Origin of the sequence: Paraniabella ginsengisoli (assembly GCF_022513635.1) — a bacterium.
Lineage (GTDB): Bacteria > Bacteroidota > Bacteroidia > Chitinophagales > Chitinophagaceae > Niabella > Niabella ginsengisoli.
The window spans coordinates 1,229,592-1,246,679 of record NZ_JAKWBL010000001.1 but is presented as its reverse complement, the minus strand read 5'-3'; the positions used below and the strand labels follow the sequence as shown (position 1 = coordinate 1,246,679).

Here is a 17,088-nt window from a genome sequence, read left to right as displayed (position 1 = left end):
GAACCATGATTTGTTGGATTAAAAGATTAACAGAATGATGTCCGTTTCCATCTAATCCTCAAAATCAATAAAAATCCAGGTTCAGACATTATCACATCATCACATTGGCTAATTAGCTAATTTATCTACTACATTTGCTACCTGATATGGCCAAAGTAATCATCATCGGTCCTGCACATCCACTTCGTGGAGGATTAGCTACATTTAATCACAGGCTTGCAAAGGAATTTATTGCAATGGGACACGAATGTTCTATTTGCTCCTTCAGCCTTCAATATCCATCGGCACTTTTTCCTGGAAAAACACAATATACAGATGAACCGGCGCCCGAAAATATCAAAATCAAATCTGAAATTAATTCAGTAAATCCGCTTAACTGGTTAAAGGTTGGCACAAAATTGAAAAACCAAAAGCCTGATATTATTGTAGTTCGCTACTGGCTACCTTTTATGGGGCCAGCGCTGGGTACTATTTTAAGGCAAGTGAGAAAAAACAAGCACACTAAAATTATATGTATTGCCGATAATATCATTCCTCATGAAAAAAGGCCGGGTGATATGCAGTTCACCAAATACTTTGTTAAAGCATGCGATGGTTTTGTTACTATGAGCGACAAAGTCTTATCAGATTTAAGAACGTTTACCACTTCAAAACCTGCCACATTAGTGCAGCATCCTTTGTACGATAATTTTGGCAGCATTATTTCGAAAGAAGAAGCCAGGCAATATTTGGGCATTTCGAAAACTGATAAAATCGTTTTATTTTTTGGTTTTATTAGAAAATATAAAGGATTAGACCTTTTATTAAAAGGAATGAAAAATCTTAAATCTGAAATATCAAATATTAAATTATTAATCGCTGGTGAGTTTTATGAAGATGAAAAAAATTATCAAGAAATGATTGATGAATTGGGGATAAGAGATCAGTTAATATTAAAAACAAACTTTATCGCTGATAGTGAAGTGAAATATTATTTATGCGCTGCAGATGTTTTGGTTCAGCCCTATAAAAATGCCACGCAAAGTGGCGTAACACCACTTGCTTATTATTTTGAGAAACCAATGATCGTAACCAATGTTGGAGGGTTACCAGACCTGGTTCCACATGGGAAGTGCGGCCTTGTTGCAGAACCCACACCAGCGGATATTGCAAACGCGATCGAACAATTTTACGAATTAGGAGAAAAACATTTTATTCCACATCTTCGCAGCGAAAAAGAAAAATACAGTTGGGCTAATATTGTAAACGCGATTATGTCTGAACTATGATTTATGTGATTCCAATGATTAAATAAAGACAAATGATCCATAGAAGTAAAGCACCTTTAAGAATTGGTTTAGCAGGCGGAGGCACCGACGTAAGCCCTTACTGCGACGAATATGGTGGCGCTATATTAAATGCTACCATTTCGCTAAGTGCAAATGCCACAATCGAAAATATTGAAGCCGATAAAATTATTCTTGAAGCGTTTGATCGTACAGAAACAGAAACCTTCGACTGGAACAATGCACTTCCTATCAATGGCCATTTGGATCTATTAAAAGGTGTTTATAATCGTATTCAGAAAGACTATCCGTTTGAAAAGAGAGGTTTTAAATTAAGCACATTTGTTGATGCTCCAGCTGGCTCTGGACTTGGCACTTCTTCAACTTTGGTAGTAGCAATTGTTGGAGCTTTTACCGAAATGTTGCAACTTCCTTTGGGCGAATACGACATTGCACATTATGCTTATGATATTGAAAGGCAGGATCTGAAACTTGCTGGCGGCAGGCAAGACCAATATGCAGCAACTTTTGGTGGCGTAAATTTTATGGAATTTTATAATGATGATAAAGTAATCGTTAATCCGTTACGCATCAGGCAGCGTTATTTAGATGAACTGGAAAACAACCTGCTTTTATATTATACATCTACCAGCAGAGAATCGGCCAAAATTATTGAAGAGCAAAGCAAAAATGTTACTGACAAAAAGCAAACTTCTATTGAGGCAATGCATCATCTAAAACAGCAGGCCCAGATGATGAAAGAAGCTTTGCTAAAAGGACAGCTACATGAAATAGGCCATATACTTGACATTGGCTTTGAACAAAAAAGGAAAATGGCGCAAGGCATCAATAATCAATTGATTGATGACATTTATACAGCAGCTAAACAAGCTGGCGCAACAGGCGGAAAAATAAGCGGCGCCGGTGGTGGTGGATTTATGATCTTCTACTGTCCTGGCAACACAAAATATAAAGTTCAGCAAACACTTGACAATTTCGGCGGTGTTAATCGCAATTATCAATTCACCAAACATGGCTTAAAAACCTGGAGTGTATAAAAGTTATCGAGTAATTTATACCTAAAATGATGACAATTTTATGCAGAATTCTATCTAAGTAATCGCGATAAAATAACTTCTCAATTTCATAATAAATACAAAACACATAGATATAAAATTAAAAAAGGAAACATAAAGACACATAATCGTTTGATTCGCGAAGAGACTATGTTCCGCCTACGGCGGATACTATACATCCTTAACAAGAGATAAATCTATATGCCTATGTGGTTAAATTATTTCGTCGAAGTTCCTGAAAAATAAAACTCAATAAAAAATGATGACTAATCAAATAAAAGAATTAATACAGGCATCTATATCAACTAAGCAACAGGTGCTTGAAAATGAAAAATTATTACAGCTAGTGAATACTGTTACAGACATTATTGTTACAGCATTTAAAAATGGAAACAGCGTTTACTTTTGTGGCAATGGCGGAAGCGCTGCCGATGCACAACATCTGGCAGCAGAATTTAGCGGCCGTTTTTACAAAGATCGAAAAGCCTTACCAGCAGAGGCTTTACACTGCAACACATCTTACCTCACTGCAGTTGCCAATGATTATAGTTTCGATCTCATTTACGCGCGTCTTATTCAAGGCCTTGGCAAACCCGGCGACATTTTAATTGGTTTAAGCACATCTGGTAATTCTAAAAATATTGTACAAGCTTTTGAAATGGCCCGTGAAAAAAACATGGTAACCGTTGGGTTTACTGGTGAAACAGGCGGAAATATGAAAGCATCCAGCGATCATTTAATCAATATTCCGTCAACCGACACGCCGCGCATACAGGAATCTCACATGCTTTTGGGACATATCATTTGCCAGTTAGTAGAAGAAAGGTATTTCAGTCTCCAAACCTCCGAAGGGGGCTTATAAAGCTCAAAATAAAACAATATTTCTTATGTATAAGTAGAACGGGAGTAGCAAAAAACATTAAGTTAGAAATACAAAATACCGGGTTAAAAAAATGAACATCCAACAAGAACTATCAGGGTCTAAAAGCCCTTTCCCTTTGGGGAAGGGTTGGGATGGGGCTTCTTCTTTTGGGTCTGGGGTTCAGGCCATCATTCTTGCTGGCGGACTCGGAACGCGACTCCGTTCTGCTGTTCCTGATCTGCCGAAATGTATGGCACCAGTTGCGGGGCAGCCTTTTCTTTATTATGTAATCAACTACCTGCGTATGCAGGGCATCGAAAAGATCATTTTCAGTTTGGGATACATGCATGAGGTTATTCTAGATTGGTTGCAAAAAGAGTTTCCAACACTTAACTATGATTATGTAATTGAGGAAGAACCTTTGGGAACTGGCGGAGCTATACAATTTGCATTACAAAAAGCAGATACAGAAAATGTGTTTATTGCCAATGGAGACACACTTTTTAAATTTGATGCCGAGGCTCAATTAAAACAACACCTCCAAACTAATGTTGAGTGTACATTAGCTTTGAAGCCTATGCAAAACTTTGATCGGTATGGCGTTGTTGAACTCAATGATAATAATATCATAACCAGCTTTAAAGAAAAACAACATTATGACGAAGGCTTTATCAATGCCGGGTTGTATCTGGTAAACAAGGCGTCTTTCCTGAAAAAAGATTTCACACAAAAATTTTCTTTTGAAAAAGATTATTTAGAAAAATATGTCAGCGACGGTTTGTTTTCAGGCATAGTAACCGACAGTTATTTCATTGATATTGGAATACCGGAAGATTACAATCGGGCTCAAACTGAATTTGCAAGACAAGAGCTTGATCTTAACATAATCGATAAGGATTGGACCTTATTTCTCGATCGCGATGGAGTTATTAATCATGATAATCCTGGAGGTTATATAACCACACCGGATGAGTTTCAGTTTACAGAAGATGTACCGGCACTTTTTACAAAGCTCAACCAAAAATTCAAAAGGATCATTGTTGTTACTAATCAACGTGGCGTAGGACGTGGCATTATCAGGCATGATGATTTAATTGCCATGAACGAAAAAATGCTTGAAGGCGTTAAAAATGCCGGAGGCGATATCGAAAAAATTTATTTCTGTACAGATATACAAGATAATGCTTTCTACAGGAAACCTAATCCAGGTATGGCTTTTCAAGCATTAAAAGATTTTCCTGATACAGATTTAAGTAAATCAATCATTGTAGGTAACAGTCTGAGCGATATGAGGTTTGGCCGTTATGCTGGTATGTACACCGTTTTTATTGCATCAACCAATAAAAGTATAAGGTTGCCGCATGCTGATATTGATTTAATTTTTGATAGTTTGAAGAGTTTTAGTGATGCTTTGAAGTAAAACTAAAATCTAAGTACTAAAGTCTAAATACTAACATCTACATTCCTAATTCTAAATTTAAAATTCCTCATGGTCATTCTTCTTCAATGTAGCGACAGAGTGGGTTTGGTAGCTGACATAGCAGCAGTTATGGCAGCAGCCAATCTTAACATCATTTCCATGAAGGAGTTTGTGAATGTGGATGAAAACCGTTTTTATATCCGGCTTGAAGTACAAGGTGATACTGATCTTGAAAAACTGCAATTACAAATTAAAGCCAATTTGCCTAAAGACACAGAGATCAACATAAGACCATACGAAAAAAGAAAGTAGCCTTACTAGTAACGAAGGAACATCATTGTTTAGGAGATATATTACTTCGCAATTATTTCAACACCCTGGGCGCAGACGTTCAATGTGTAATTGGCAACTACGACACATTACAACCGCTTACTGAAAAATTCGATATTCCTTTTCATCATATTGCGCACGAAGAAAAAGAAAAGCATTTATTTGAACTGGAAATATTAGAAACACTTGCTCAATATGAATTCGACTATATTATACTAGCTAAATTCATGCGCATTCTTTCGCCAGAATTTATGTCAAAGTATCCTGCTCGGATCGTCAATATTCATCATTCCTTCTTACCTGCTTTTGTTGGCGCAAACCCTTACAAGCAAGCATATGAACGTGGTGTAAAAGTAATCGGCGCAACGGCACATTTTGTTACCAACGTGTTAGATGACGGGCCTATCATTGCGCAACAAACCATTTCAGTAAATCATACGCACTCTGTAAAAGATATGATACGCCTGGGTAGAGAAATAGAAAAATCAGTATTGGCCAATGCTTTACAATTAGTATTGCAGGATAAGGTGTTGGTATATCATAACAAGACGATTGTTTTTGAAAATTAATTTACACTATTTGCTTTCCAAGTCTCGCTGCAATAACGCTGATAATAAATATCTGTAGTGCATGAAAAATCATAAGTGGTAAAAGTATAATACCCACAGGCATGGATGCCGGAAATAATACTTTTGAAAAAACAGTACCGTGTATCAGCGATTTCTTGGTACCACAAAATTGAGCGGTTATCTTGTCTTCTCTGTCAAATTTCATAAACCTGGCAGCAAAACCAACACACCAGTAAACAACATAAAAAAGAATAGTAGCGCCTGCTAAAATAATCAACAGATCTGATGTACTAACGGTGCTGAATACCTTCTTTTCAAAGGACTCAGCAAAGCTTTTGTATATTATTAGCAGCACAACAGATTTATCAAACAAAGAAAGATAGCTGCTAAAGCGAATGATAAAACGATGAAAATATTTCTGAAGCAACAAACCAATAACAACTGGTAATAAAATTTCTGTCAACAGTTTTAAATAGATGTTGCCTAAACTAAAATCCGTTGTTTCGCGATGCAAAAAAGTCCCATCCATAAAGGCGTAACAGCAATACCAATCAACCCTGATATACTCGCGTTAAAGATAGCAGCCGGAACGTTTCCTTTAGCAATAGAAACCATTACCACCGATGAAGAAACCGTTGACGGTAGTGCTGCCAGAAATAAAAACGCCAACCACAAAGACTCATCTTCAGACCTTGTAAATGGATAGATGCAAATAATAAGGAGCGGGAATAATAAATAGGTTGAAGCCTGAATAAGTGCATGTAGTTTCCAATTCTTAAGTCCAGACTTTATCTTGTCAGGACTAAGTTTCAGCCCATAAAAAAAGAAGATAAGGGAAACACCAATACTGCTAATAGTGTCAAGTGGTATTTGACTGTTATCTGCACCAGGAGCGGGATACAGTCAGGCTAAAGTTATAGTGGCTATGATAGCTAATACGAAATAGTCGATTTTAAATTTCACACATCGCTATCATTAAATTTTTTGAATGGCTTCTTTTACTTTGCCCAATACATCTGTGTTGACCATCTTCACCGCCACATCTACCATATTACTGAAGGCAGTCGCATGTGAAATGCCGTGACCGATAATTACAGGTTTTTCAACACCTAAAACCGGCGTACCACCATATATTTCAAAATTAAAACGGTTCAGGTATGGATTGTCCACTTTCTGATTTTGCGCAATATCATATACTGATTCTGCCAATTTTAAAATTACATTGCCGGTAAACCCTTCACATACCATTACATCGGCTTTATCATTAAACACATCGCGTCCTTCTACATTTCCTACAAAGTTAATAGCACTATTTTCTTTCAAAAGCGGGTATGCAGCTTGCGCCAGAATATTACCTTTGCCTTCCTCCTCTCCCACATTTATCAATCCAACTTTTGGATCATCTACACCAAAAATATACTTGCTGAATACAGATCCCATTACCGCAAATTGATTTAGTTGCTCTGGCTTGCAATCAGCATTCAAACCAACATCAAGCAATAAACCTGTGCTGCCATCCTGCTTTGGGATAACAGATGAAATAGTTGGCCTTAAAACGCCTTCAACTGTTTTCAGGCTGAACATAGCGCCAACCAACATTGCGCCAGTGTTTCCTGCGCTTATAAAAGCATCTATCTTTCCTGTTGCTAAATATTGAAAACCTACGGATATAGATGAATTGGTTTTTTCCTTTAAAGCTTTGGTAGGATGCTCGTTCATATCTATGATCTGTGTAGTCGCAACTACCTTGTATTTGTCCTTAGGTACATCATATTCGATCAGTAATGCGGTAAGCTGCGGTTCATCACCAAACAGGATCAGCGACAATCCCTCAAAATTCTGTTCAAGAAGATATTGCTTTACACCCTTCACCGCTTCAATTGGTGCGAAGTCCCCACCCATCATGTCTAATCCAATATTCATTCGTATAGTTTTTATTTGTTCACCTGCGGTGAACTAAAAGTTAGCCGAATGCCCGCCTGACCGGGGGCAGGGAACGCCTTTTCTGTATTCTTTACCACAAGCCGCTTTCTAATTGCGTTTCATATCAGCTAAAATAAAAAAATTCCAGATACATTAGCCAACAAAGGCCAATATGTACTTGGAATTTCGAAAAAATAATATAGAACTAAAGATACTTAAGCCTTCGCAGGTGCTTTTTCAGCCACCACTTTACCTTTATAGATCAATTTTCCTTCACTTACGTGTGCACGATGGCGTACATGCGTTTCGCCAGTTGATGCGTCAGTAGTTAAAGTTTGACCAGTAGCTTTATAGTGCGTTCTACGTTTTGCGCTTCTTTGCTGGCTGTGCCTGCGTTTAGGATTTGGCATAACTCTTTATTTAAATGCGTTAAAAATTCTGTTATTAAAAAATCTTCCTTTATTTCAATTTTACTATCTATCGAGTCTCTTACAAAGACTTTACTTTATCCCCTCTCCTCCGGAGAGGGTTAGGAGAGGCTTCTTTAATCTTTCTTATTCTTAAACTGTTCCAGGCCTTTCCAAATAGGATTTACATCTGGTTGTGGCGGCTTTTCAGTTTCTAATTTGTCTAACATTTTCAGCGCTTCCTTATTACATTGCGGACCATCAGCATTGTCGAAGCCACAAGTTTTATGCATAGGGATGCTCAGGTTTATAAACTCGTATATCCAGTTCTCCACGTTTACATGGCTTTCGCCGCGACTGATGTAATAAACGTCAGGATCTTCTTCCTGGTCATTCATCAACTCCGGCTCTTCCACCATTTTAACAGTAATGTTGAACTCATCCCACAAGTCGAGTTTTAAATCGTTGTTGCATCTGTCACAGGTTACCATCAAACTGCCGCCAATCTCAAACTTTAACATCATAAAACTGCTCTTTTTATCTAAAAGCAATTTTACCTGAGCATGGCAGTCAGTAAAATCCTGCTGCTGAAATGCCTCAAAGAACTTATCCGAAATATTGTAATTATACTCATGAATACCAGGCTTCAACCCCACAAATGCTATATCGTATTCTCTCCCTTTAGTCATGATACAACTTACCCCGAAATTAGAGCGTGCAAATGTACGGACAATTTTTCGAAAAAAGCAGGTTTACCCCATATTATTTTGGGCTCTCAGCTTTTTGAACATATATCAGCAGCAGTTCCGGCTGTGCGCTACAAGTCCGCCACACCCCTGCGCACAAATCTTCAGCGGGCTTTCCGCTTCCATCCGGCAGCCCTTCCGCTATTTAACAAAACTGATCGAAGATGATTGATAGTCGCTGAACTGTGTTCAAAACTCACTTTCAATATTTAGTCAGGCCATGTCGCAGCCGCTTCCATCTTTTTAACATATCAACTCTTCAAACTCTTCTGCCATCCTGTCAGAAGCTATCCAAAATCGCCTATCTTTGCACGCTTGAAACTCTTAAATAGAAATTAATGCTTGATTTAGTAGCCAATAAAACACATGATGAAGCGCGTCAGGGAGAAAGCTATGCGCCGTTTACATTGGATCCGAACGAATATAAAAAGAAGTTTTATATCGAAAGCTATGGTTGCGCAATGAATTTTGCAGACAGCGAAGTAGTGGCATCTATTTTAAATAAAGAAGGTTTTGGTGCTACACGAAATGTAGAAGAAGCAGATATTATTTTTTAAATACCTGCTCTATTCGCGAAAAGGCAGAGCTGACGGTTCGCAAGCGACTTACAGAATTTAAAAAACTAAAAGTACAAAACCCGGGGACTTTGGTTGGTGTGTTGGGCTGCATGGCCGAACGCCTTAAGTCAAAGTTTCTGGAAGAAGAAAAATTAGTAGATATTGTTGTTGGACCAGATGCTTACAGAAGTTTACCGCAATTGGTAGACGAAGCAGCAGACGGGCAAAAAGGTGTAAATGTTTTATTGAGCCGTGAAGAAACCTATGCCGACATCGCTCCGGTTCGGTTAAACACAAATGGCGTTTCGGCCTTTGTAAGCATTATGCGCGGATGTAATAATATGTGTTCTTTTTGTGTAGTTCCATTCACGCGTGGCCGCGAACGAAGCCGTGACGCAGAAAGCATTATTAATGAATGTCTTGATCTATTCAACAATGGATATCGCGAAGTGACTTTGTTAGGACAGAACGTGGATAGTTATTATTATATAGCTACAGCCCCCCGCCCCCCGGAGGGGGAGCAAGGACGTACCCGACAATAACGGAACCGCTTCTGCTATCGCAGGTTCTAAAGCCCCTCCTCCGGAGGGGTTTGGGGAGGCAGTAACTTTCGCCCAGCTTCTGGAAAAGGTGGCTCAAATATCACCTTTATTGCGGGTACGTTTTTCCACTTCGCACCCTAAAGATATCACCAGCGATGTGCTGCATACAATGATGGCTTATGAAAACATTTGTAAATGCATTCATTTACCTGTACAAAGTGGTTCAACTCGTGTGTTACAATTAATGAACCGCACTTACACCCGCGAGTGGTATATGCATAAAGTAGATGAAATAAGGAAAATCATTCCCGATTGCAGTATTACTACCGATATCATTGCTGGCTTTTGCACGGAAACGGAGGAAGATCATCAGGAAACTATTTCGATTATGGATCACAGTCAATACGATTTTGGCTATATGTTTTTCTACAGCGAAAGGCCCGGTACATTGGCGCAGCGGCGCTATAAAGATGACATTCCTTTAGATGTTAAAAAACGCCGTTTACAGGAAGTTATCGAAAAACAAAACGAACTTTCTTTAAACAATTACACTAAAGATATTGGCAAAACCTTCAAGGTTTTGATAGATGGTGATAGCAAGCGAAGTAATGATGATTGGGTGGGTCGCACTTCGCAAAACAAAGTCGTAATATTTCCTAAAAACGAAATCCTTTATAAAAAAGGCGATTATGTAAACGTGGAAATTAAAAAATGTACACAGGCCACGCTGTTTGGAGAGATCGTTAATTAATATTTTAGATTGATCATTTGCTTTTATGGATTTACAATCAATAAAAAACCGTTTTGGTATCATCGGTAACTCTCCGGAGTTAAACTACGCTTTGCAGGTTGCTGCTCAGGTTTCCAGTACCGATCTTACTGTTTTAATTATAGGTGACAGCGGCGTGGGTAAAGAAGCCTTCTCTTCTATCATACATTCTTTGTCATCACGCAAACACAACCCTTTTATCGCGGTTAACTGCGGTGCTATTCCCGAAGGAACAATCGATTCAGAATTATTCGGTCATGAAAAAGGTTCATTCACCGGTGCCGTAGATGCCCGTAAAGGTTACTTTGAAACAGTGAATGGCGGTACTATTTTTTTAGATGAGATTGGTGAAATGCCACTAGGTACTCAGGCTCGTCTATTACGTGTTTTAGAAGCTGGTGAATATATTCGTGTGGGATCGAGTAAAGTGCAGAAAACAGATGTTCGGGTTATTGCTGCCACCAATAAAGATCTGTTGCAATTAGTTCAGCAAAACAGGTTTAGAGAAGATCTTTATTACCGTCTAAGTACTGTCCCAATCAGAGTTCCATCCTTAGCAAACCGCAAAGAAGATATCGTTTTATTGTTTAGAAAATTCGCAGCAGATTTTGCTGATAAATACAGAACATCGTCTGTACAATTAGAAGATGATGCCAAAAATCTATTGCTTACCTACCCCTGGCCGGGCAATATCAGGGAGCTTAAAAATATTGCAGAACAGGTTTCTGTTTTATCGCCGGAAAAAACTATTAGTGCCAAAGAATTGAGCCGTTATTTGCAACCCTATTCTAATAACAGGTTGCCAATGATTGTCAATAATCCCAACCAACAGGAATTTCAAAACGAACGGGAAATCTTATACAAACTCTTTTTCGACATGAAAAAAGATGTTAATGAACTCAAAAAAATGTTTCTTGAAGTATTGCAAAACCCTTCTGTTGTTGAGCAAAATCCGGCTTTCATTAACAACCTGAAAGATTTAAAAACTAACCAGGAAAGTTTTCAACAATTATCGGCACCTTTACAAATTGAGATGACGGGAAATGTTCCTGTACCATCGCAGCCATCTTATCCTGTGCATATTGGTATGGATAATGGTATACATGAACATGAAGAAGTTGAAGAGAGCCTTAATATCATGGATAAGGAAAAAGAGCTGATCATTAAAGCTTTAAAAAAGCACAAAAGCAAAAGAAAAGATGCGGCTCTTGACCTCGGTATCAGCGAACGAACACTTTATAGAAAATTAAAAGAATATGACATTGAAGAGTTATAATGGAGTTTTTGTTTTTTCTCTCATTATTGCTATTTTTTTTATTGCCTTTACGCAAAGCAGCTGTAAAGTATCTTACGGCTTTCAGGATGCTAAATCCATCCCTGATTCTTTGAAAATAGTTAAGATAAACCAGATCACTAATAAGGCATCGTATGTAAACCCCAGCCTTGCACCAGCACTCACTGATCGGTTAATACAAAAAGTGTTAAGGCAGACGAGGCTGCAACAAACAAGGGGCGATGACGCACAATGGGTAATAGATTGCGCCATAACAAGCTATACTATTTCTACGGCCGGAATCTCGAACCAACAGGTAAATGCCAATCGTTTAAATGTGGGCGTCAACATTGTAATAAGGGACAATATGACTCAAAAAATTATTGGTAAATATGATGTAAGTACCCCATTTGATTATGCAGGTTCATTAAGCCTTCAACAAGCGGAACAAAGCTTATTAGATCAAATGCTAAGGGATATTCCTGACGCAATCTTTAACCGTATTTTTTCAAACTGGTAATCTTAAGGTATGAATCATTTTACAGATATGCTGTCGGATGCCGTGCTATCGAAAAAATTAGAAGTATGCAGTTTAGAAGAATTACAATCGCTTTCGGAAAAGCATCCTTACGCCTCTGCGTTACAACTGCTTTATGCTAAAAAACTGAAAGAAGCCAACGATGAACGCTACGCAAAGCAATTTCAACAAACATTACTTTACTATAAAAATCCTTTGCTGATCAATCATTTGATTGAAACAGATGGACAAAACAATACTATCCTAAGCAGTACTCTAAAAGAGAGCAAAACACTTTCGTTGCGAAAGATTTTTCATCGCAAAAAGAAGATGTTATCAATTTAGATGCACCTACTTCTCAGATGAGTTCATCCTTAAACAGTGATGTTAAACTGGAAAACAAGGCTCTCAATGATGAAAAGCCTGATAACATTCAACAAAGCGAAGAAGAAAATACAGAACAGAATTTTAACTCACAAGTTGAAGTAAATATTCCCGAAGAATTGAGTGAAACCGAAGTAATAGAGGATGAAGAACCGCTTCCCGATTTACCCCAATTTAAAATAGAAGCGATAGATCCTGCAAGGGCCGAATTGTCTTTCACACCTTACTATACTGTTGATTATTTTGCGGCACAAGGCATAAAACTGGGCGATCAAAACGCGAATGACCGTTTTGGTACTCAGTTAAAAAGCTTTACAGACTGGCTGAAGTACATGAAACGTTTACCTGGCGTTAATGTTAAGGCCGGTATTACTGCAACAGAAGAAAAAATATCGAAAAAATGGCTCAACATTCTCTTACCGGAGAAAATGCCAATACCGAAGCCATGGCTGAAGTATGGATTAAACAAGGCGACCTAAAAAAGCTATCGATATTTACAAGAAATTAAGTTTGCAAATTCCCCGTAAAAGCGCTTATTTTGCAGCGAAAATTGACCATTTAAAAAAATAGACATGACCATTTTATTTGTTATACTTATCATATTAGCATCCGTTGTCTTGGGATTTTTTGTTTTAATTCAAAACCCTAAAGGCGGTGGTCTATCAGGCAGCTTTGCCGGTGTTAGCAGCCAATTTATGGGCGTAAAACAAACCAACGATGTTTTAGAAAGAGGCACCTGGATATTTGCAGTAATTATCGCTGTGCTTAGCTTATTGTCGACTTTCTTTATTTCAGGTTCAGATGCAGGCAATAACGGAAGATTGCAGGATGTTGGTACAGCACCTGTTCAGGCACCAGCAGGACAGCCAATCAATCCGAGTAACACTGCTCCTTTGCCGCACCTCCAGCTGATTCAGGTAAGTAATACATTACCCCAAAAGAACAAGCTTGTAAATATTTTGTAAACCTGTAAAGATCTAAGGTCTTTACAGGTTTTTCATTTCAGGTATAACCTTTTTTGTTTTACTTTCACTCCTTATCCTTATTTATCCGTGATGAAAAAAATCTTCAAATTCTTCCTTTTAATAGCTCTGGCAATAGGGGCATTTGCAATATTCAAGCTAATTGGTCCCGCAGCAAAAAAGCCTGCTGACGGTTTTTTGTACATAAAAACAGGAACCAATATGCCTCAATTAAAACAACAATTGGTTGATGAAAAAATCCTTCCCGGTCTTACCTGGTTCAATGTTGCAGAAAAGTTTTTGAGCTTCGAAAATGTAAAACCAGGTAAATACAAAGTAGATGGAGGAATGAGTGTTTTAAATCTTTTACGGATGCTTAGAAATGGCAGCCAGACGCCTGTAAAATTTGTCGTTACCAAAATAAGAACAAAAGAACAATTAGCAGGAAAAATGGGGAAGGCATTTGAATTTGATTCTACCGCAGCGATAAGTTTCTTAAATAATAACGATTCTTTAAAAAATACGAATTGGATTCCAATACAGTAATGTCTGTTGTTTTACCTCTTACTTATGAAAATAATTGGAACACGACAATAGATGTTTTTTTCAAAAAATTCAACGATGCGTATCAAAAATTCTGGACAGCAGAACGAAAACTAAAGGCAGATGAAAAAGGCTTGTCTGTAATACAAAGCATTACAATGGCATCCATCGTAGATGAAGAAACCAATGCCAGTAAAGAAAAAGGAACCATTGCCAGTGTTTATATGAATCGCATTAAAAGGGAATGCCTTTGCAGGCTGACCCGACTGTGAAGTTTGCCTTGAAAGATTTTACTATTAAAAGAGTTCTGTTCAAACATCTTTCAACGCCTTCACCATACAATACCTATCAAAATAAAGGTTTACCGCCCGGCCCCATATGTACACCGCAGGAGGAAACGATCGACGCCGTTTTAAATGCACCCGAAACCGAATATATTTATTTTGTGGCAAGCCCTTCGTTCGATGGAACACATGTTTTTTCAACCAATTATCAGGATCATCTTAAGTTGGCAAAAGAATACCAACAAGCTTTAAACGAAAGATTTGGTAAAATACCAGACACAAGCAAATGAGCATAGGAAAAAAATAAAGGATCGAATTGGCGCCTCCCTATTCTGGAAAAGATTAGTAATTCAAAGCCACAAAGAGAACTTGCCCGGCTTTAAAAGCATTTCCTTAGCCAACACTACAAAAAAATTTAAGGAACATGTTGATTGGGACGATCTGATAGAAAGAGCGTCTGCTATATCTTTCAATTCTGCAATGGCACTGCCCCCACTTTTGCTGTTTTTATGTGCTTTAATACCTATTATTGCTAGGTTTACGTTTATTATAAGATTAAATTTAGAAGATCAATTATATGGCCTCATAAGAAATGTGATTCCTGCTAAAAATAATTATGACCCTATCATAGATTTCATTAAGTCCATCATTGAGAAACCACAAAGTGCTTTACTATTTTTAGGTGCGTTTCTTTCTTTATTCTTTGCCTCCAATGCCATAATGGGTATAATGAGGTCTTTTGATAAAGATTACTTAGGCTTTACAAAGAGAAAAGGTATTAAAAAAGATTAACCGCAATGCGCATTACATTGATGCTGGTTTTTGTTTTTATTCTTTGTCTGGCATTACTTATAGCACAGGAGTCGGTACTAAAATGGTTAGGTATAAAAAATGAAATATTAGCTGCTGCACTTGGAAAAGTCAGATGGATATTGATTTTTGCATTGGTCTTTACCAGCATCTCTTACATCTATCGCCACGCTCCATCTGTAGATAAAAAATGGAAAATCATAACACCAGGCTCCGTAATAGCAACCTGCCTTGTTGTGATTTGTTCTTTAGCTTTTTCGTGGTATGTAAGCCAGTTTGGAACTTATAATAAATTGTATGGTTCCATAGGAAGTATCATTGTTGTATTGGTTTTAATTTTCTTAAATTCACTTATCCTGCTGATTGGGTTCGAACTTAATGCAAGCATTTATGCACTAGCCAAAACAAAGGAAGATAAAGATGCATTGAAAGAATAGTCGATGGTCAATAGTCAATGGACGATCAGCTATATTTACTATACTGAAAACCTGTTTGTAGATGAATATAGACGTTCAAACAATAACTGCCACAGCGTTAGGTATAGCACTGGCTGCCTGTTGTGGTTTCCGTGTATTTGTACCCATGTTAATTGCGGGTTTAGCAGGCAAGTTTGAATTATTTCATTTTGCTGAAAGTTTTCACTGGTTGTCAACAACACCCGCCCTTATTTGCTTAGCCGCTGCCACGCTGTTTGAAATCGTTGCTTACTATATTCCATTTATTGATAACATTCTAGATACTATCGCTGCGCCAATGGCAGCTATAGCAGGCACTTTGCTGGCCACTTCTGTATTACCTATAGAAAGTGAATGGCTTAAATGGGTTACTGGTATAATCGCTGGCGGTGGCGGGGCTGGATTAGTGGCTTCAGGTACGGGATTGTTGCGCTTATTAAGTAGCAAAACAACATTAGGTACAGGCAACGCCGTTGTAGCAACCGGAGAGAACACAGCCGCTATAGGCGGCAGCATACTTAGTTTTGTTATTCCGATTATAATGGCTTTGGGGTTTATTGTTCTGTTTTTTGGACAATAAGAAAGATTTTAAAGAGGTTTAGAAAGAAACCGATCCAACAATCGTCCATCGACAATTGACGATGGACTGGGCTACTTTACCGCCCGTACAATCTCTCTTTTACCTCTTGGCCCTTGTAGCTTTTCTACTGCAAAACCCGCCTGCTGCAAAGCTTTTCGTACAACACTTTTAGAACAATAGGTCATCAGGATACCTTCATTATTTAATACATTAAACATCTTTTCATAAATAGTGTCGCTCCATATTTCACTCTGATCTTCGGGTGCAAACGGGTCGAAATAAATAATGTCAATCCGATCCGTAAATAGATATTTCAAAAGATCATCATTAATCTTTTTCAATTTGAAAAAAGGACTTATGAAAAGCATTTGCTCCCAACCTGTTTGCATAATCGCCTTATACAATTCTGGCTGTTTGAGTATTTGCGAATAGTTTAATTTGGAGTAAACTTCAGCTGGCAACGGATTTAATTCAATTGCATGATACAATACGTTTTTGCTAAACCTTGCTGCAGTTGTTGCGGTGAGCAATGCATTCAATCCAGTGCCAAAGCCTATTTCCAGGATGGAAACAGCTTTTTTGAAGGATGCTGTTGTATAAAATGCTCGAAACCCGATTTGATGAAAACATGATCAGATTCCTGTATAGCACCTTTTGTCGAATGAAAGGTTATATCTGTACCAGCTACCTTTAAAGTATGGCTACCATCTTCGGTATTAATTATCTGATATTTTATACTCATTTGTTCTACTTCAATTATTTGAATATATTGCGTTTCTGTTTAGGTAGCGAGAATTGTAAATCGTCGTTTATA

General features: G+C 37.9%; 22 protein-coding genes and 3 pseudogenes. 19 read left to right on the top strand and 6 right to left on the bottom strand.

What is annotated here, in order from left to right:
- The first annotated feature begins 146 nt into the window (after positions 1-146).
- The 6 genes from MKP09_RS06990 to purU all read left to right on the top strand — a co-directional run bounded on the left by MKP09_RS06990 (position 147) and on the right by purU (position 5,522).
- Positions 147-1,268 (top strand): glycosyltransferase, encoded by a 1,122-nt coding sequence (locus MKP09_RS06990; protein WP_240827042.1) that lies wholly within the window; start codon positions 147-149, stop codon positions 1,266-1,268.
- Between the two features lie 32 nt (positions 1,269-1,300).
- Entirely contained in the window at positions 1,301-2,323 is a 1,023-nt protein-coding gene (locus tag MKP09_RS06985; RefSeq protein WP_240827041.1) for a GHMP family kinase ATP-binding protein, read from the top strand.
- A 277-nt stretch (positions 2,324-2,600) separates the two neighbouring features.
- Entirely contained in the window at positions 2,601-3,203 is a 603-nt protein-coding gene (locus MKP09_RS06980; RefSeq protein ID WP_317235186.1) for a D-sedoheptulose-7-phosphate isomerase, read from the top strand.
- Positions 3,204-3,294: 91 nt separating this feature from the next.
- On the top strand, positions 3,295-4,623 hold the full coding sequence (locus MKP09_RS06975) for an HAD-IIIA family hydrolase (RefSeq protein ID WP_240827040.1): 1,329 nt from the start codon (positions 3,295-3,297) through the stop codon (positions 4,621-4,623).
- A gap of 69 nt (positions 4,624-4,692) precedes the next feature.
- Entirely contained in the window at positions 4,693-4,935 is a 243-nt protein-coding gene (locus MKP09_RS06970; RefSeq protein WP_240827039.1) for an ACT domain-containing protein, read from the top strand.
- On the top strand, positions 4,917-5,522 hold the full coding sequence (gene purU, locus MKP09_RS06965) for a formyltetrahydrofolate deformylase (protein WP_240829355.1): 606 nt from the start codon (positions 4,917-4,919) through the stop codon (positions 5,520-5,522). The genes MKP09_RS06970 and purU overlap by 19 nt, the downstream gene beginning before the upstream one ends.
- Position 5,523: 1 nt before the next feature.
- On the opposite strand, the pseudogene MKP09_RS06960 reads toward purU, so the two are convergent.
- The 4 genes and pseudogenes from MKP09_RS06960 to MKP09_RS06945 all read right to left on the bottom strand — a co-directional run bounded on the left by MKP09_RS06960 (position 5,524) and on the right by MKP09_RS06945 (position 8,541).
- Positions 5,524-6,368, bottom strand: a pseudogene (locus MKP09_RS06960) (bile acid:sodium symporter family protein).
- 129 nt (positions 6,369-6,497) lie between these two features.
- The gene (gene plsX, locus MKP09_RS06955) at positions 6,498-7,445 is read right to left on the bottom strand and encodes a phosphate acyltransferase PlsX (protein WP_240827038.1); all 948 of its coding nucleotides are present in this window, start codon (positions 7,443-7,445) and stop codon (positions 6,498-6,500) included.
- 215 nt (positions 7,446-7,660) lie between these two features.
- Positions 7,661-7,855, bottom strand: a complete 195-nt coding sequence (gene rpmF, locus MKP09_RS06950) for a 50S ribosomal protein L32 (protein WP_240827037.1) — start codon at positions 7,853-7,855, stop codon at positions 7,661-7,663.
- Positions 7,856-7,989: 134 nt separating this feature from the next.
- Entirely contained in the window at positions 7,990-8,541 is a 552-nt protein-coding gene (locus MKP09_RS06945; RefSeq protein WP_240827036.1) for a YceD family protein, read from the bottom strand.
- A 395-nt stretch (positions 8,542-8,936) separates the two neighbouring features.
- Between MKP09_RS06945 and MKP09_RS27945 the strand changes: the two are divergent.
- The 13 genes and pseudogenes from MKP09_RS27945 to MKP09_RS06890 all read left to right on the top strand — a co-directional run.
- Positions 8,937-9,268, top strand: a pseudogene (locus MKP09_RS27945) (tRNA (N6-isopentenyl adenosine(37)-C2)-methylthiotransferase MiaB); the annotation flags it as partial.
- Positions 9,266-9,697, top strand: coding sequence for a radical SAM protein (locus tag MKP09_RS27940; RefSeq protein ID WP_394801041.1), 432 nt, complete (start codon positions 9,266-9,268; stop codon positions 9,695-9,697). The pseudogene MKP09_RS27945 and the gene MKP09_RS27940, both read left to right, overlap by 3 nt.
- 16 nt (positions 9,698-9,713) lie before the next feature.
- The gene (locus MKP09_RS27935) at positions 9,714-10,448 is read left to right on the top strand and encodes a TRAM domain-containing protein (RefSeq protein ID WP_394801040.1); all 735 of its coding nucleotides are present in this window, start codon (positions 9,714-9,716) and stop codon (positions 10,446-10,448) included.
- Positions 10,449-10,473: 25 nt separating this feature from the next.
- Entirely contained in the window at positions 10,474-11,742 is a 1,269-nt protein-coding gene (locus tag MKP09_RS06935) for a sigma-54 interaction domain-containing protein (RefSeq protein ID WP_240827035.1), read from the top strand.
- Positions 11,723-12,259: an LptE family protein gene (locus tag MKP09_RS06930; protein WP_240827034.1), complete on the top strand. Its 537-nt coding sequence runs from the start codon at positions 11,723-11,725 to the stop codon at positions 12,257-12,259. The genes MKP09_RS06935 and MKP09_RS06930 overlap by 20 nt, the downstream gene beginning before the upstream one ends.
- Before the next feature lie 9 nt (positions 12,260-12,268).
- A complete protein-coding gene (locus tag MKP09_RS06925; RefSeq protein ID WP_240827033.1) occupies positions 12,269-12,601 on the top strand; it encodes a DUF8458 domain-containing protein in 333 nt (110 codons plus the stop codon).
- Positions 12,602-12,618: 17 nt separating this feature from the next.
- Positions 12,619-13,119 (top strand): hypothetical protein, encoded by a 501-nt coding sequence (locus MKP09_RS06920; protein ID WP_240827032.1) that lies wholly within the window; start codon positions 12,619-12,621, stop codon positions 13,117-13,119.
- Positions 13,120-13,212: 93 nt separating this feature from the next.
- On the top strand, positions 13,213-13,605 hold the full coding sequence (gene secG, locus MKP09_RS06915; RefSeq protein ID WP_240827031.1) for a preprotein translocase subunit SecG: 393 nt from the start codon (positions 13,213-13,215) through the stop codon (positions 13,603-13,605).
- 90 nt (positions 13,606-13,695) lie between these two features.
- Complete coding sequence (locus tag MKP09_RS06910) at positions 13,696-14,148, top strand: endolytic transglycosylase MltG (RefSeq protein WP_240827030.1); 453 nt, start codon at positions 13,696-13,698, stop codon at positions 14,146-14,148.
- Positions 14,148-14,719 (top strand): annotated as a pseudogene (gene mltG / locus MKP09_RS27930) (endolytic transglycosylase MltG). The gene MKP09_RS06910 and the pseudogene mltG overlap by 1 nt, the downstream one beginning before the upstream one ends.
- 79 nt (positions 14,720-14,798) lie before the next feature.
- A complete protein-coding gene (locus tag MKP09_RS25565) occupies positions 14,799-15,221 on the top strand; it encodes a YhjD/YihY/BrkB family envelope integrity protein (protein ID WP_262915140.1) in 423 nt (140 codons plus the stop codon).
- A 5-nt stretch (positions 15,222-15,226) separates the two neighbouring features.
- The gene (locus MKP09_RS25560; RefSeq protein WP_262915139.1) at positions 15,227-15,676 is read left to right on the top strand and encodes a YihY/virulence factor BrkB family protein; all 450 of its coding nucleotides are present in this window, start codon (positions 15,227-15,229) and stop codon (positions 15,674-15,676) included.
- Between the two features lie 61 nt (positions 15,677-15,737).
- Entirely contained in the window at positions 15,738-16,274 is a 537-nt protein-coding gene (locus tag MKP09_RS06890; protein WP_240827027.1) for a DUF4126 domain-containing protein, read from the top strand.
- Between the two features lie 71 nt (positions 16,275-16,345).
- On the opposite strand, the gene MKP09_RS06885 is transcribed toward MKP09_RS06890, so the two are convergent.
- Together MKP09_RS06885 and MKP09_RS06880 are read right to left on the bottom strand one after the other, a co-directional pair.
- Positions 16,346-16,813 (bottom strand): MnmC family methyltransferase, encoded by a 468-nt coding sequence (locus tag MKP09_RS06885; RefSeq protein ID WP_240827026.1) that lies wholly within the window; start codon positions 16,811-16,813, stop codon positions 16,346-16,348.
- Between the two features lie 14 nt (positions 16,814-16,827).
- A complete protein-coding gene (locus MKP09_RS06880; protein ID WP_240827025.1) occupies positions 16,828-17,016 on the bottom strand; it encodes a hypothetical protein in 189 nt (62 codons plus the stop codon).
- Between the last annotated feature and the right edge of the window lie 72 nt (positions 17,017-17,088).